Annotated in this window: 12 protein-coding genes; 7 read left to right on the plus strand and 5 right to left on the minus strand. The window is 61.1% G+C overall.

The features are described 5' to 3' along the window. Nucleotides 1-111 precede the first annotated feature (111 nt). Nucleotides 112-2,187 (plus strand): DUF1796 family putative cysteine peptidase, encoded by a 2,076-nt coding sequence (locus SYN60AY4M2_RS11220; protein ID WP_240527836.1) that lies wholly within the window; start codon nt 112-114, stop codon nt 2,185-2,187. A 55-nt stretch (nt 2,188-2,242) separates the two neighbouring features. Here the strand turns inward: SYN60AY4M2_RS11220 and SYN60AY4M2_RS11225 are convergent, their stop codons facing one another. Continuing rightward, entirely contained in the window at nt 2,243-3,163 is a 921-nt protein-coding gene (locus SYN60AY4M2_RS11225) for a hypothetical protein (protein WP_240527338.1), read from the minus strand. Between the two features lie 342 nt (nt 3,164-3,505). Between SYN60AY4M2_RS11225 and SYN60AY4M2_RS11230 the strand changes: the two genes are divergently transcribed. The 4 genes from SYN60AY4M2_RS11230 to arsJ all read left to right on the plus strand — a co-directional run bounded on the left by SYN60AY4M2_RS11230 (nt 3,506) and on the right by arsJ (nt 8,986). Then, a complete protein-coding gene (locus SYN60AY4M2_RS11230; protein WP_011430995.1) occupies nt 3,506-5,377 on the plus strand; it encodes an N-acetylmuramoyl-L-alanine amidase in 1,872 nt (623 codons plus the stop codon). 150 nt (nt 5,378-5,527) lie between these two features. Further along, nucleotides 5,528-6,406, plus strand: a complete 879-nt coding sequence (gene murI, locus SYN60AY4M2_RS11235) for a glutamate racemase (RefSeq protein WP_011430994.1) — start codon at nt 5,528-5,530, stop codon at nt 6,404-6,406. Between the two features lie 245 nt (nt 6,407-6,651). Then, the gene (locus SYN60AY4M2_RS11240; RefSeq protein ID WP_011430993.1) at nt 6,652-7,662 is read left to right on the plus strand and encodes an ArsJ-associated glyceraldehyde-3-phosphate dehydrogenase; all 1,011 of its coding nucleotides are present in this window, start codon (nt 6,652-6,654) and stop codon (nt 7,660-7,662) included. Between the two features lie 37 nt (nt 7,663-7,699). Further along, nucleotides 7,700-8,986, plus strand: a complete 1,287-nt coding sequence (gene arsJ, locus SYN60AY4M2_RS11245) for an organoarsenical effux MFS transporter ArsJ (RefSeq protein WP_011430992.1) — start codon at nt 7,700-7,702, stop codon at nt 8,984-8,986. 4 nt (nt 8,987-8,990) lie between these two features. On the opposite strand, the gene proB is transcribed toward arsJ, so the two are convergent. Continuing rightward, nucleotides 8,991-10,106, minus strand: a complete 1,116-nt coding sequence (proB, locus tag SYN60AY4M2_RS11250; protein WP_099812931.1) for a glutamate 5-kinase — start codon at nt 10,104-10,106, stop codon at nt 8,991-8,993. A gap of 152 nt (nt 10,107-10,258) precedes the next feature. Between proB and psb29 the strand changes: the two genes are divergently transcribed. Next, entirely contained in the window at nt 10,259-10,978 is a 720-nt protein-coding gene (psb29, locus tag SYN60AY4M2_RS11255) for a photosystem II biogenesis protein Psp29 (protein ID WP_011430990.1), read from the plus strand. A 6-nt stretch (nt 10,979-10,984) separates the two neighbouring features. On the opposite strand, the gene SYN60AY4M2_RS11260 is transcribed toward psb29, so the two are convergent. Beyond that, nucleotides 10,985-11,695: a hypothetical protein gene (locus SYN60AY4M2_RS11260; RefSeq protein WP_011430989.1), complete on the minus strand. Its 711-nt coding sequence runs from the start codon at nt 11,693-11,695 to the stop codon at nt 10,985-10,987. A gap of 3 nt (nt 11,696-11,698) precedes the next feature. After that, nucleotides 11,699-12,223 carry a GNAT family N-acetyltransferase gene (locus SYN60AY4M2_RS11265; protein ID WP_099812932.1) on the minus strand — a complete coding sequence of 175 codons (525 nt, stop codon included), beginning with the start codon at nt 12,221-12,223 and terminating at the stop codon, nt 11,699-11,701. Between the two features lie 174 nt (nt 12,224-12,397). On the opposite strand from SYN60AY4M2_RS11265, the gene SYN60AY4M2_RS11270 reads away from it, so the two are divergent. Further along, a complete protein-coding gene (locus SYN60AY4M2_RS11270) occupies nt 12,398-13,117 on the plus strand; it encodes a DUF554 domain-containing protein (RefSeq protein ID WP_011430987.1) in 720 nt (239 codons plus the stop codon). Between the two features lie 229 nt (nt 13,118-13,346). On the opposite strand, the gene SYN60AY4M2_RS11275 is transcribed toward SYN60AY4M2_RS11270, so the two are convergent. Continuing rightward, complete coding sequence (locus SYN60AY4M2_RS11275; protein ID WP_168173339.1) at nt 13,347-14,630, minus strand: pitrilysin family protein; 1,284 nt, start codon at nt 14,628-14,630, stop codon at nt 13,347-13,349. Between the last annotated feature and the right edge of the window lie 15 nt (nt 14,631-14,645).

The raw sequence follows: 14,645 nt of genomic DNA on the forward strand, positions 1-14,645 counted from the left end.
GGACTCCGTCCGAGTAGCGCGGTCGCGTCAGCGTCGCGTAGTGACAACGGAAACGGACAGAATGCTATCGCTTCACCGCTGAGCAGTAATGCTCAGCAGTGTTCAGCGTAAATGTATCAGTACCGGTACCTGCGCGTTCAGGCCGATGGCGAAGTTATTTGGGAAGCCACCGATAGGAATCGCTGGGTGCCGCTTGAGCCGGAACCTTTGCCGGCAGTTTTGATCGTGGAAGATGGCGAGTTTGGCCGGATCCCTTTCTATCCATACGGCTATTTTGCCTTGCCGGTGAGCGAGCCTGAGCCCGAAGATTGTCCGGGACTGAAGATAGTCGTCTTGGGCAGTTCGGTGGCCCTGGGGTGCAGCGCCTGGCTGTTGCGAGGATGGGCCTGGCTGTTGCAGAAAGCTCTACGAGAACGCTATGGCCATCAAGTGCGGAACCTCTCCGAATTGGGGGCAAACGTCAGCCGAACCCTGGCCCGATTTGAGCAGGTGGTGATCCCTGAACATCCCGATGTCGTTATTGTTGCCTTGTCTTTGGGAAATGAAGGCTTGGCCACGGCTCTGCCGGAGCATCGCCGTGCCGTCCAAAGGCGGTTTGAAAACGGCCTGCAGCGGTTAATTCAGCGAATTCAAGACATTGGAGCCTTGCCAGTTTTGGGAGGGGTTTACCCCCATGCAGACTACGGCCTAGAACAGCATCTGCTTTTGCAGGAAACTCAGCAAAGGATGCTCAGTTGGGGATGCCCCGTGTTCAACTGGCTGCCCATCTTAGACGATGGCCAGGGGCGCTGGAAGCCGGATCTGGCTTTTGACGCGGCCCACCCTAATACCAAGGGGCACCAACTCATGTTTGCGGCTATTGACCTCTCGATTTTTGATCCCAACACTGTGAAGTCAGCCCCCCTAAAGCTGGCATCATCCAAAGAAAAGCTGATTTTTGAGGATCCCTCTGGCTTTTGGGCGGCCTTGGAGGGTCAGAATCGATTCCGCCTTGTTAATATTACTCCTTATGATTACACCTTGACACCGACTTGGCAATCTTTACAAGCTGCTTTTCAAGAAGCTCGACTACAGCCAGGCTTATATATTGGTAAAAGCGGTGAGAAAGGGCAAGATCAACCTTTGTACTCCCTCTCCATTCATGAGAATGGCTTGATTCAAACAACCCTTTCCATTCCCCCAGATGCCGACCTTGTCTTTTCTCCGGCAGCCGATTTTTTCTCTCCGGAATCCTCAGAAATAGTCTTTAGTGACGGGACTCTAACACTCCTCAAACTTAGCTACCCATCCGCCGGCTTGGATCCCAAGCCCCGCCTGTGTGTGATTAACCAAAGCAGCTATGAGTACAACATCCACCCTATGTGGAAAGAAGTGCGGGCTGCCCTCAAAGCTCTGCCAACAGGCGTTTATGAGGATCCCCTCTATCGCGATGCTCCCTTTCGCACGTTGATGATTGGAGAGGGGGGGTTGGAAAGCCGGGTCAAGGCTGCTCCCAACTCGGTCATGCTATTGGAATACACATGCGCCTTATCTGATATTCATCGCGTTGCTGTTGTTCCCCTGGGGGATCGCTGTGCGGTGCGGATGCTGCTCTACAAGTTGGAATACGACGGGCCTGCCTTTCCGTTTGATCTAACCCGCACCAGCAACCTAGCGGATGTAGCCGATATGATCCACCACGAGTTTCAGGGCATGTGGGATCCGCAATATTTGCACTACAGCCCTGAAGACAGGCGAATTTATCACAGCAAGTGGACAGGTCTTTCTTTCGGCCATGAGGTGGAAGAGGGGGAAGACCCCCTGCAGAATATGAATCCAATCCATGAGCGGATGCGGACTCGTTATACAGCTCGCGCCAAGCGCTTTCTATATGTCTTGGAAAAGGCGGACAAGATCTTGTTCGTGCGCACAGGCGGCTGTCAGCGGGGCGCGGTGATCGACTTGATGGATAAATTGTCCGCTAAGCGAAAGGGCAAGCCCTTCCTACTCCTTATCATTTCCCCTCAGCCTTCAGAGGAGTTTGCCGGGATCCCCAATGTCATCCACTACGATATGGAGTTCAACCCCGACCGCATGTGTGCGGATCCCGAGCATTGGCGGTACTGCACAGAGATCATGAGAGAGATCCTCCATTCTCTGGGAGTTTCCAGCCGCAATCTTTTCTGGTGTCCTCCCCAGCCGGCTTAATTGCCTGAGATCCTACCTAGAATGCGATGCCGGTAGGATCCTGCTCTGCCCTACCTCAGCGGTGTTTGCTTGGCACAGAAAGAGCATCAGCCCAGAGGATCAGCCTTGCTTGTAGGTTTAGCCAAATCCCATCGTTCATTCGCAATAAAAATACGATATACAAGCCCAATATAAACAAAATGCACAAGTTCCCTAACCATTTGTAGGTCTGGATAATTTGGTCGGCACTCCAGCCAAAATCATCAACCAAGCGGTTCATATCCCCACCAGCATCCCCCTGGCCACACAGCAGAGTTCCCCACGGGATCGGAGCTAGCCCTTTTTGGATTCTGTGCCATTGCCAAAAGCTTCTCCAGAGGCTGCTGGCTGCAACTCCCAGAACGACGAATCGCCAAAAGTCCCACCGCCAGCGATCTGGCAAGCGAAGATAAAAGCAGGCCATCAAGAAGGTGCTGATGTAAAACTCGCCGCCCACGCCGCCAAAGGTAATTAGCATTTCTTTGGTGCGATTGGGCATTAGCCAGGTCATATAAAACTGCAGCAGCGCAAGAACAACAACCAATGCCTGTAGCCATCGAATCCGCTCCTTGCGGGTCGACCAGAATAGCAAGCTCAGCAAAAAGAGGATCCCAAAGTACACAAAGGGATCCTTTTCCGGACTGATGCTGGTCCAGCCAAAAGGTAAGGGCAAAGCTCGATGCCCGCTCCACCAGGCAATGCTGGCATGGCCCAGCTCGTGAATCCAAATGTGCCAAGGCAAATGTAACAACTCCAATAGGGCAATGCTGTTTACCAGCAGGGCTACCACAAATGCAACTGGGTAAGCCCAGATATTTATCGCCCAGCTATCAAAAGAAAACCGATCCCATCGCTTTTGGGATCTCAAACGCAGGCTGCGCTGCCAAAGCAACTGAGAGCCACAGAAAGCGCGGATTTCCAATTGCTCTAGGCGTGGAATCCGCAGTTGCTTCACCATCAAAAACAGCCGGGCCACAACAACCGGCGGAGAGGGGCTTTGGGACGGGGATCCCAGCAGGTCGATGCGCAAGGTGTTGTCGGCAAGATACACTTGCGCGGGCCAGCGCCACTTCAGGAGCTCTGCCCGAACCACCCGCAGGATCGCTTGGCTGTCCCCAGCGCGGGCCAGGGGGAGGGGATCAGGTAGGGGGGACATCCACACTCCAGAGGCAGGACGAGGATCCCTACCCATTGTGGCCTGGGCCGACTGGCAACGGCGAAATTGCGCTCCCTCTCAGGCCGCTCTGGGGGGAGCTTGGTATAGTTGAGGGCAGCAGGTGTGCCGGAGTGGGTGCAATTCATGCCTGGATTGGAACGGGAGCCCAAACTGTCTAGGCAGAGCTCTCTGTGGGGGGCAACGCTGCTGCTGGGCTTGGCCGGAGCAGGTTTATTTTCCCCCTTGCCCGCTCAAGCAGAGCTGACCGCCGTTCCTGGCTTGTCTCGCATCGAGAGTTGGCACTACGACCCGCAGCGGGGATGGCTAGAGGTCAACACCCAGGGAGAGGTGCGTCCTTTTCTGTTTGTGCTGCAAAACCCTCCTAGGGTAGTGCTGGATTTTCCCAACACTCTCTTTGGGCGGGAGCCCCAAACCCAGACCTTTCCGGGGCGGGTTACCTCGTTGGAGATCAAACAGTTCACCCCAACGATCACTCGCTTTGTGCTGCACCTGCAGCCGGATCAGCCTCTCAGCCTCGACCAACTGCAACTGCTCACGGCTGGTCCCTCCCGCTGGGCTGTCCAGTTCCTCCAACCCGAGCAGCCCTTGCCCGCAGCAGCACCGCTATTTCCCTCGGCAGCCGGCCCCAGGGATCCCATCTCACCGTCCCCGCCGCTGCCCCGCCGCCCCGAAGCCAGCCCACTCTCTCCTCCTGCAACCTCCCCTTCCAGCCATCGGATCTTGGCCATTTCTCCGCAAGCGGAGGGCTTTTTCATCCGCACTCAGGGTAGCCCTTCCACCACGGTGCGGCGCATCCTCGATCCGGATCGAGTGGTGGTGGATTTTCTCAACACCACCCTCAGCCCCGCCCTCACCCAGCGGGTCTATACCGTCAACCGCCTGGGGGTTTCGCGGCTGCGGGTGGGGCAATTCGAGCCCACCATCGCCCGCGTGGTCTTGGATGTGGATCCTTCCAGTGGCGACTGGGAGGCCCGCTACGACCCGCAGCAGGGAGGAATCTGGATCCAGCCCGCCGGGGGTGCTGCCCAGGCCAGCCTTCTGCCCGATCTCAGCTCTGCCGACTCCCAAGGGCCCCTGGCTACCTTGCGCTCTGTGGAGCTGCGGGGGAATCAGCTCATCATCAGCGCCGATGGGTTCATGTTCTACCGGGCCGGCTGGGATCCGGAAAGCGGCGGCTACCGCATCAACGTGGCACCGGCCCGCCTACCCGAGTCCTTGCCGGATCCCGGCTTGCCAATTGGAGGGCCGGTGCAGCGGATCCGCTTTGTGCAGGAAGATGCCCGCACGGTCAGCATTCTGGTGCAACCTGCCGAAGAGTTCAACGTCTTTGAGCCCAATCCCGGCCAGGGATCCCGCCGCATCACCCTGGAGCTGCGCCCCCTCCACGCTCCGCCGTCCGCACCCCAGCCGCAACCGCCTGCCCAAGCTTCCCTTCCTTCCCGCCGGGGCCGGACGGTCATCGCCATCGATCCAGGCCACGGCGGACGGGATCCCGGTGCCATTGGGGTGGGTGGGATCCAGGAAAAGGACATCGTGCTCTCCGTTTCCCACCAGGTACGACACCTGTTGCAAGAGCGGGGGTATGAGGTGGTGATGACCCGCACCGACGACCGGGAAGTGCTGCTGCAGCCGCGGGTGGATATGGCCGTGCAGGCCAACGCCACTCTGCTGGTGAGCATCCACGCCAATGCTCTAGAGCGCTCCAGCATCCACGGCATTGAGACCTACTACCTGCGGCCCGACAGCGCCGAGCTGGCTGTGGTCTTGCACCGCAGCTTGGTGAGGGCCAGCGGCGCCGCCGACCGGGGGGTGCGACGGGCCCGCTTCTTCATGGTGCGGGAAACGCCGGTGGGCATGCCTTCGGTGCTGCTGGAGCTGGGGTATGTAACCAACCCAACCGAAGGGCGAAAGTTGGCTACCCCCGAATACCAGGCCATTTTGGCGCGGGCCATTGCCGAGGGCATCGAGGCCTTTCTGCGTAGCCGCCAAAGATAGGGACTCGGTCGGATCTTTGGTTTGAGCCGTTCGCCCCTACGGCCCACTCCGTGAAGGGACGAAGTCCCAGGGTAGGGAAGCTGTCGCCGAGACTCTCGGAAGCAGGGTAGGATACAGCAGCTTCAGCCAAGGTGTTGAGGAGAACGGAGCATGCGTTGGGAGTGGGGATCAGATCCGGATCCCAGTTGGCCAATTGGGGTGTTTGACAGTGGCTTGGGCGGGCTCACCGTCTGGCGGGCCCTGCGCCGTCGCTTGCCCCAGGAGCGCCTTGTCTACTTTGCCGACACGGCGCGGCTGCCCTATGGGGATCGCTCCGCCGAGGAGATCTTGACTTTTGTGCGGCAGATCCTCCGCTGGATGCAGGCGCAGCCGGTGAAGGTGGTGGTGATGGCCTGCAACACCAGCTCGGCGCTGGCCCTGGAGCAGGTGCAGCAGGAGTTTGCCCTGCCCATTCTGGGGCTGATCCTGCCCGGCGCCCAGGCGGCCCTGGCCCAGGGATCCCGCATTGGGGTCATTGCCACGGCAGCCACGGTCAAAAGCCGCGCCTACTCCAAGGCCATTCAAGAGTACAGCGCCCTGGATCCCCGGCGCTTTCCCCAACCTGTCCAGTGCTGGGAGCAGGCCTGCCCGGAGTTCGTCCCCCTCATCGAAGCCGGCCAGTTGGACGGCCCCGAGCTGCGCCAAGCGGCTGAACGCTATTTGCAGCCGCTCCTGCAACAGGGGATCGACACCCTCGTCTACGGCTGCACCCACTACCCGCTGCTGGATCCTCTCCTGAAGTCCTTGCTGCCCTCTTCGGTCAGACGGGTGGATCCCGGCGTGGCGCTGGTGGGATCCCTGGCCCGGGAACTCAGCCTCTGGGGCCTGCGCCGACCCTCAACTGCTAGCCAGGCAGAACCTCACCGCTTCTATGTGAGTGGGGATCCGGAGCGGTTTGCCCAGTTGGCCACTCCTTGGCTGGGCTTTCGACCCCAGGTGGAACGGGTGGAATGGCCGGCCTTGGACGTCAACAACTCCCGCCGGCCCTAGGCGAGAGCAGCAGGCCAGCCCAGGCAAATTGGCCCTACTTGCCCCCCTGTTGCTGCAGCGATCCCACAGGTTCCCTGCCTGCAGCCAGGTCGACACGGAGCAAGGGACAGGGAAAGGCCCTTTGGGTGGCTTTGGAATTGGAAGAGTGCAAGGTTGCCCAGGGCCTGGCCGATTCTCCTTAACTTGATAACCCCGAGTTAGCTCTGCTAGGCTTTAGGCGAGATTCGGCTGGGGGGAGGGGATCTATGGCGGCACGGGTGGGTATCAACGGTTTTGGCCGCATTGGGCGTTTGGTGCTGCGGGCGGCTTGGGGTTGGCCGGAGCTGGAGTTTGCCCACATCAACGAGATCAAAGGTGGGCCTGCTACTGCGGCTCACCTGCTCAAGTTCGACTCAGTGCAGGGCCGCTGGAACACCGACATCGAGGCATCTGAGCAACGGCTGCGCATCCAAGACAAAACCCTTACCTTCAGCGAGTTCAAATCTCCCGGCGAAGTCCCTTGGGCGGATCTGGGGATCGACCTGGTGCTGGAGTGCTCGGGCAAATTCGTCAAGGCGGCAGAGCTGGATGCCTACTTCAAAGCAGGGGTGCGCAAAGTCATTGTGGCTGCCCCCGTCCAGGATGAAGAGGCCCTCAACATCGTCATGGGCGTCAACGACCACCTCTACGACCCCGCTCGCCACCATTTGCTCACAGCCGCCTCCTGCACCACCAACTGCCTGGCCCCCTTGGTAAAGGTCATCCACGAGGGGATCGGCATCCTGCACGGGGTGATCACCACCGTCCACGACGTCACCAATACCCAAAGTATGGTGGATGCCCCCCACAAAGACCTGCGGCGGGCCCGCTCGGCTCTGCTGTCTTTGGTGCCCACCACCACCGGCTCGGCCAAGGCCATCGGCCTCATCTACCCTGAGCTGAAGGGAAAGCTCAACGGCCTTGCCGTGCGCGTGCCCCTGCTCAATGCCTCTTTGACCGACGCGGTGTTCGAGGTAAAGCGGCCCACCACGGTGGAAGAGGTGAATCATCTCTTAAAAACGGCAGCCGAGGGGGAACTCAAGGGCATCCTTGGCTATGAGGAGCTGCCGCTGGTCTCGGTGGATTTCAAGGGGGATCCCCGCTCCAGCATTGTGGATGCCCCTTCCACCATGGTGGTAGATGGCACGCAGGTGAAGATCCTGGCCTGGTACGACAACGAATGGGGCTACGCCAACCGCATGGCGGAATTGGCCCGCAAGGTGGCCCTCAGTTTATAGAAGCGTTTTTTGAAGCATCCCCCTTGGAGGCCTGCCCATGACTGCTGTCTCGAGCGCCCAAGCTGCCGCCGTGCGCAACTATGCCCTGGTAACGGCTGCCTACTGGGGCTTTACCCTCACCGACGGCGCCATCCGCATGTTGGTGCTGCTCCACTTCCACAAGTTGGGCTTCACCCCGATTCAGATTGCCATGCTGTTTCTCTTCTACGAGATCTTTGGGGTGATCACCAACTTTCTGGGCGGCTGGATTGGATCCCTGTTTGGCCTGCGGCTGACGCTGTACGGGGGCATCGCCATCCAGATCTTCGGCTTGGTGATGCTGGGGGTGATCAACCTGCAATGGCCGGTCTGGGGCCAGGTGGCCTATGTGATGACGGCCCAAGCCCTGGCCGGGATCGCCAAAGATCTCACCAAGATGAGCTCCAAAAGCGCCATCCGCCTGGTGGTGCCCAAGGAGGCCGAGTCCCGCCTCTTCCGCTGGGTGGCCATGCTGACGGGATCCAAAAACGCCCTCAAGGGGGTAGGGTTTTTCGTCGGGGCGGCCCTGCTGCAGATCTTCACTGAGATCTACGGGGATCCCATGGGCTTCCGCATGGCCAATTTCGTCCAGGCGGGGGCGCTGGCTTTGATCTTCTGTTCCGGGATCCTGCTGCCGGCGGACATGGGCAAGGTCAAGGCCAAGATCCCCTTCAAGCGGCTGTTTTCCAAAAGCCGCGAGATCAACCTCCTCTCAGCCGCCCGCTTTTTCCTCTTTGGGTCGCGCGATGTGTGGTTTGTGGTGGCCCTGCCGGTGTTCCTCTACGACAGCCTAGGCTGGAGCTTTATGCAGGTGGGCAGCTACATGGCCCTCTGGGTCATTGGCTATGGGATCATCCAGTTCCTAGCGCCCCAGCTCCTGGGAGGAGGTCGCCCGGGTCGCGCCCCCAAGGCCCGCACCATCCAGATCTGGACGTTCACCTTGACGGCGGTGCCGGCACTCATTGCTACCGCTTTTATGGCCGGCCTGCCGCCGCAATGGGTGGTTACCGGCGGCCTCATCCTCTTCGGGATCGTCTTTGCCTTCAACTCGGCGGTGCACTCCTATCTGGTACTGGCCTACACAGAGGATGACGATGTCGCCCTCAACGTGGGCTTTTACTACATGGCCAACTCCGGTGGGCGCCTGCTGGGGACGGTGACTTCGGGGATCCTCTTCCAGCTTTACGGTCTGGAGGGCTGCCTCTGGTTTTCCACCCTGTTGATTTTGATGGCAGGGCTGTTTTCGCTGAAATTGCCCGATCCCAGCAAAACCCCCGTGGAGTGGGTGGTTAAGCCGGGGGATTGAGGTGTTAGTCAAGCAGGGCCAGGTTATCCCGGTGAACCGCTGTATCGACTCCCTCGTAGCCCAAGATGTAGGGGATCTCGGCGGTTTTCTTGCCTTTGATCCGCCGCAGTTCCTCGGCGCTGTAGTTGACCAGGCCCCGCCCCACCTCCCGTCCGCCGGGATCGCACAGGCGCACGGCTGCCCCTGCCTCAAAGTCGCCAGAAACGTCGGTGATCCCTGCCGGCAGCAGCGAGCGCCCCTGCTCACAGACTGCCCTTACAGCTCCCTCATCCAGAGTCAGGGATCCCTCGGGGATGAGGCCGTAGGCAATCCACCGCTTGCGAGCACTAACGGGCTGGGGAGCTGGCTCAAAGCGGGTGCCGATGGGCTCTCCGGCCAAGATGGCCGGGATCTGATCGGGCCGTTTGCCGTTGGTGATCACCACCGTCACGCCGGCGGCTGTGGCGATTTGAGCCGCCGTGAGCTTGGTGGCCATGCCGCCCGTGCCCCAGCCACTTTTGCCTTGGGCTTCCGCCTTTATCTGCAGCGGCATCCCGCGCCACACCCGTTCGATCGGCTCGGCGGAGGGGTCCCGATGGGGATCCGCCGAATAGAGCCTGTCCACGTCGGTGAGCAGGATCAGCCACTTGGCCTGTACCATGCTGGCCACGAGGGCAGAGAGGGAATCATTGTCACCAAACTTCAGCTCCTCCACTGCCACCGTATCGTTCTCGTTGACGATAGGGATAACCCCCATCTGCAACAGCTGGGCAAAGGTGCGATTGGCATTGACATAGCGGCTGCGCTCCACAAAGTCGCCGCGGGTAAGCAGCACCTGAGCAATGGGTTGGTTGAGAGCAGAGAAGAGATCATCGTATAGGCGAATTAGCCGTCCCTGCCCCACTGCTGCCACCGCCTGTTTTTCTGCAATTGCCGTGGGTCGTTGGCGCAGGCCCAGGCGGGCACAGCCTACCCCTACCGCTCCGGAGGAGACAAGGATTACCGCATAGCCCTGGCTGCGCAGCCGAGTCAGCACCTCCACCAGCGGCCCCAGCACGGAAAGGCGCAGCGAGCCCGTCTGCATGTCTGTCAAGCTGGAGGTGCCGATCTTCACCACCACTGTTCCCTCTGTTGCTGCCATCTTCTCATTCGATCCACTTGTTCGATCCAGCCAGGGTTCCCCATCCGTATCCCACCATAGCGGAACCGGGGCCCTTGCTTGCCCTCAGAGTCGCTGCAGGGGACAATAGAGGAAAGCAATAAATCTGCCTCAAGGTCTCTCTTTCTCTGCCTGTGAACCCTGTTCGTACCCTCTCCGCCACCAAAGCGGCCTTTTTCAGCGCCTACCCTCGTCCGATCAACGCCGCCTACCGGCGAGTGGTGGAGGAGTTGCTGGTGGAGCTGCACCTGACCACCGTCAACAGCGCCTTCGTCTACGATCCTTTTTTTGCCCTGGGTCTGGTTACTCTCTACGACAGCCTGATGGAAGCCTACCATCCCCCAGAGCAGCGCGAGGCCATCTTCAACGCCCTCTGCAAGGCGCTGCACCTGAAGCCGGAGGTGTTGCGCAAGAACGCCCGCGACCTGCTGGAGCTGATGCGCAGCGGGGATCCCGTCCAGCGATACAACCTGCTCTGTCTCAAGCCGGAGGCAGAAGATGTGGGCGGGCTGAAGGCGATTTTGCAGCGCATGACCCAGCCCCCCTACGCCTACAGCCGAGTTTTGGCGGTTGGCCTCTACACGGCCTACGAAGCGGTGGCCACCTCGCTCTACAAGGAGCCGGAAGAGCGCACCCGCCACTTTCTGGAGGACGTGATCGGCAACCTACCCTTTTCGCCGGAGCGAGTCAAAAAAGATCTGGAGCTTTACCGCAGCAACTTGGATCGCCTGAAGCAGGCGCGGGCCATCGTCGAGGAGATGGTGAAAGCGGCCCGGCGCCAACAGGAGCGCCGCCAATCCACCGCCTCGCTGCCCGAGACTCCCGCCGCCGATCGCAGGGAGTCCAGCGGCTAAAACCCCCTAGACCAAATAGGGGGCCCACCTGTCCACCACCTCAGGCGAGCCGTACCAGCGCCGCCCGCCTCGACCAGAATGGTGACAGTCGGGAAGGGTGAGGTTGATGGCCCCTGGCAGATGGGCGGCCTCGATGGGGGTGATGCCATCTCCCCACAGCTCCCCTTGGCCGGCGGTAAGCCGGTAGCTGTTGTAGGCCAGCCAAGCCAGATAATGCTCCTGCCGCCATAGCGATCCCAGGCCCACGCGCCGCCCTTGGATGGCCTTGCCCGCCACACAGACGTATTTGACCTGTGGCCAGAAGGCTCCCGGGTAGTGGGTGTTAACGAAGTCCAGGTTGCGCCTTGTCCAGCGCTCCCGGCTGGTGTGCGGGGATCCCAGGCTAATTAGGGTGGAAACGTGCTCCCGCCCCTGCCAGACCTGCCCCCCGTAGGGCACGGATCCCAGGTAGATGCGGGCAATCCAGCCGCCCGCGGAGTGGGCCACCAGGTTAACCCGGTCCACTTCAAACTCGGCTTGGGTACGCCGAATCGTGGCCTGCAGCGCCTGCAAGATGGGCGTGACGGGCCTTCCTCCCAGGGTAGGCAGCCAACTGCGCACCTGCAGCGGCACCACCCGAGCCGGGTAACCGCGGGCCTCCAGCTCCCGACGCAAAGGCTCATACTCAGAGGCGCCCGCCAGATAACCGGGCAAGATCACCGTGGGCAGAGCAGCCATGGGCTAGCGGGGGTACCAGAACATGCCCTTGATCCCCTCCGGGTCGGGCGTAAAGCCCAGCCGCTCGTAGAAGCTAACCACATCGCGGTCGGCAAAGAGGGTGATGTTGCTGATGTCTTGGGCGCGCAGCTCGTGGATCACCTTTTCCATCAGCCGCCTGCCCAGCCCCCGGCCCTGAAACTCAGGATGCACCACCACATCCCAGATGGTGGCATTGAAGGCGTGGTCAGAGGTGGCGCGGGCAAAGCCGATGAGGCGACGGTAGCTGCCCCGCTGCTGCCACATCGACACCACCAGAAAACTGTGTTGCAGGGCTTTCCTAACCTTGTGGATGGGGCGACGCGACCACCCTACTGCATCGCAAAGTTCCTCCAGCTCATACAGATCCAAGTTGGGATCCAGGCTAAAGACAATAGTCTCCCCCCCCACCGCCAACGTTTCCTGGCGACGGTCGGCTTTGGCTGTTTGCGCCGGCTCTTTGGTTGTAGCGGCCCCTGCTGCCCCAAACAGGCCTTTCCAAAAGCTCATCTGAATTTTTGCCGAGTAAAAGCCCACCTCTAGCCTGGGCGGGCGTGTCCTCAGTATAGCCAGGATCGGCAGCAGAAATGGTGCATCTGCCCAGGTGTTTCCGCGCAGGCTTGGGACGAACCTTATATCCGAGACTGAGAAATAATCGAGAAAGCTTAGCTCTGGGCACGTTGTATGGCTCCTCCCGGCACCGGCACCCTTGTCAATGCCCTCGCGATCCTAGTGGGCAGCGGCCTCGGTTGGGCGGCGGGCCGTCGCCTGCCCGAACGCATAAGCCAAACCCTGTTGCAAGCCCTGGGATCCCTGGTGTTGGTCTTGGGGATCCAGATGGCTCTCACCCTCAGCAGCGCTGCCCAGGCGGTAACGGTTTTGCTGGCCCTGATCGGGGGGGCTTTGCTGGGGGAAGGGATCGACCTCGAGGCCGCCTTTGAGCGGCTGGGACAGGGCCTGGAAAAGCGGGTGAGCCCCTGGCTGGGCCCCAGCCCTATCGCCCGCGCCTTCGTGACCACCACCATCCTGTTTGTGGTCGGCCCCATGACTCTGCTGGGAGCTATCCAGGATGGCCTGGGGGATCCCTCGCTGCTCTTGGTCAAGGCCGCCTTGGATGGCATTGCCACCCTTGCCTTTACGGCCAGCCTCGGCTGGGGCACGCTGTTTTCCGCCCTGCCGGTGCTCTTGGTTCAGGGAGGCGTGGCCCTGCTGGCGCGGCAACTGCAGCCGCTGTTGCGCCCAGACCTGCTCGCCGCCTTGGAAGCCACTGGCGGGATCCTCATCCTGGGTATTGGCATTAACCTGCTCGGCCTGGCCCGCCTGCGGGTGGCCAACCTGCTGCCCGCTTTGGTGATTGTGGAGCTGCTGGTGGGATTTTTCCCCCTCTGGGATCTCGACTTCTAGGGAACTGGAGGGGGCTCTCGCCCTGGGGGAGAAGGGAACCCAGCACAAGAGCGTCTGGAACCTCCCTCTCTATCCTCTAAGCCCTACCCTGACCGCCGTCCTAGCTGCTGGGGGCCAGCAGCAGTAAGGGTCGCGTCTTGAAAAAGCCTGATCCGGAAACTGACCCGGTGCGCGGCAAGCCCCGTCGTGCCGCTGCGCAGAAGTCGGCAGCCTGCCTCGTGGCACCCACCTACAGTTCAACTTTTGCCAAAGCTTCTTCCGGCCCCACCAGGGCAATGGCCGGGTTGACCAGGTAGGTTGTTGCGGCCTGATGGAGATGGGCAGGGGTGAGCTGCCTTACTCGCTGCAAATACTGCTGGTCGAACTCCAGGCCCAGGCCCAAAATCTCGTACCAACCGGCCAGTTGGGCCACTTGGGCGTTGGTTTGTTTGCTGAGGGCATATTGGCCCAAGAGCTTGCGCTGGGCCATCTCCACTTCCTCGCCGCTCAGGAGGGTGTCGTGGAGGCGACGGATCTCCGCTTGCAGGCGCTCCAGGGCCACCAAAGTGTTCTCCGGTGCCGTGCCCAGGTAGGCCCCAAAAGGGGCGGGATCCCGGCGGGTGGCAAAAAAGGCCGAGACCTCATAGGCCAGGCCGCTGCGCTCGCGCAGCTCCACAAACAGGCGGCTGGACAGGCCGCTGCCCAGGTAGGTGGCCAATAGCTTCAGGGCCGGATAGTCGGCGGAAGCGGCAGGGGAGCCGCGGAAGCCCATCAAGATCGTCGTCTGCTGGGTGGGCTGGGGCAGCTTCAGCAGTTGCGGCCTCTCCAAGGGAGACAGCGGCAGGGCTGGGTCGGGGGCGGGCGGGCCGGCGCTCACCCAATCTCCCAGAGCCGCTTCCACTTGGGCCGCCACTGTCTCGGGCGGCTCTGGGCCGATCACCGCCATCACCATGCCCTCTGGGCGGCAGTAGGTGGCGTGGTAGGCCAGCAAATCCTCGCGGGTCAGGGATCCCACTGTTTCCACTCCTCCCAGCTCTGGCAGGGCGTAGGGGTGATCCCCATAGAGGGCCCGCCGCACCTGATCAAAAGCCAAGCTGAAAGGCCGTTCCTGTCGGGCGCGAATGGCTTGCAGCATCAAGTCCCGCTCCCGCGCCACCTCTGCCTCGGGAAAGCTGGGATCGCGGAGGATCTCCGCCAGCAACTGCAACAGCTCCGGAAAATCCTCCGCTACACAGCGCAGGGCGACCTCGAAATGATCGGCGGCGCTGTCTACCGAAAGGGAAGCTCCCAACGATTCCACCCCAGCGGCAATAGCCTGGGAGTCGCGCTGCCGGCTGCCCTTGGTGAGGACAGCGGCCAGCAACTGGCTCAAGCCCGCCTGCTGCGGTTGCTCTACCCGGCTGCCGCCGCGAAAAAAACAGTGGGCAGCCAGGATCTCCACCGCCGCGTTCTGGCCCACCAGCAGCGTGATGCCGTTGGTCAAGCAGAGGCGCTGCAGATGGCCGCGTTGGGTGGTGGACAGGGTGGGGTGCATTGGGCAAGGGATCCA

It is taken from the genome of Synechococcus sp. 60AY4M2 (assembly GCF_002760375.1).
Taxonomy (GTDB): domain Bacteria; phylum Cyanobacteriota; class Cyanobacteriia; order Thermostichales; family Thermostichaceae; genus Thermostichus.

Excerpts from the sequence above, each read along its gene's own strand:
- SYN60AY4M2_RS11240 (WP_011430993.1), top strand. The coding sequence starts at position 6,652 with ATGGCGGCACGGGTGGGTATCAACGGTTTTGGCCGCATTGGGCGTTTG.
- SYN60AY4M2_RS11230 (WP_011430995.1), top strand. The coding sequence starts at position 3,506 with ATGCCTGGATTGGAACGGGAGCCCAAACTGTCTAGGCAGAGCTCTCTG.
- proB (WP_099812931.1), bottom strand. The coding sequence starts at position 10,106 with ATGGCAGCAACAGAGGGAACAGTGGTGGTGAAGATCGGCACCTCCAGC.
- murI (WP_011430994.1), top strand. The coding sequence starts at position 5,528 with ATGCGTTGGGAGTGGGGATCAGATCCGGATCCCAGTTGGCCAATTGGG.
- SYN60AY4M2_RS11260 (WP_011430989.1), bottom strand. The coding sequence starts at position 11,695 with ATGGCTGCTCTGCCCACGGTGATCTTGCCCGGTTATCTGGCGGGCGCC.
- SYN60AY4M2_RS11225 (WP_240527338.1), bottom strand. The coding sequence starts at position 3,163 with ATGGTGAAGCAACTGCGGATTCCACGCCTAGAGCAATTGGAAATCCGC.
- SYN60AY4M2_RS11220 (WP_240527836.1), top strand. The coding sequence starts at position 112 with ATGTATCAGTACCGGTACCTGCGCGTTCAGGCCGATGGCGAAGTTATT.
- SYN60AY4M2_RS11265 (WP_099812932.1), bottom strand. The coding sequence starts at position 12,223 with ATGAGCTTTTGGAAAGGCCTGTTTGGGGCAGCAGGGGCCGCTACAACC.
- SYN60AY4M2_RS11270 (WP_011430987.1), top strand. The coding sequence starts at position 12,398 with ATGGCTCCTCCCGGCACCGGCACCCTTGTCAATGCCCTCGCGATCCTA.
- arsJ (WP_011430992.1), top strand. The coding sequence starts at position 7,700 with ATGACTGCTGTCTCGAGCGCCCAAGCTGCCGCCGTGCGCAACTATGCC.
- SYN60AY4M2_RS11275 (WP_168173339.1), bottom strand. The coding sequence starts at position 14,630 with ATGCACCCCACCCTGTCCACCACCCAACGCGGCCATCTGCAGCGCCTC.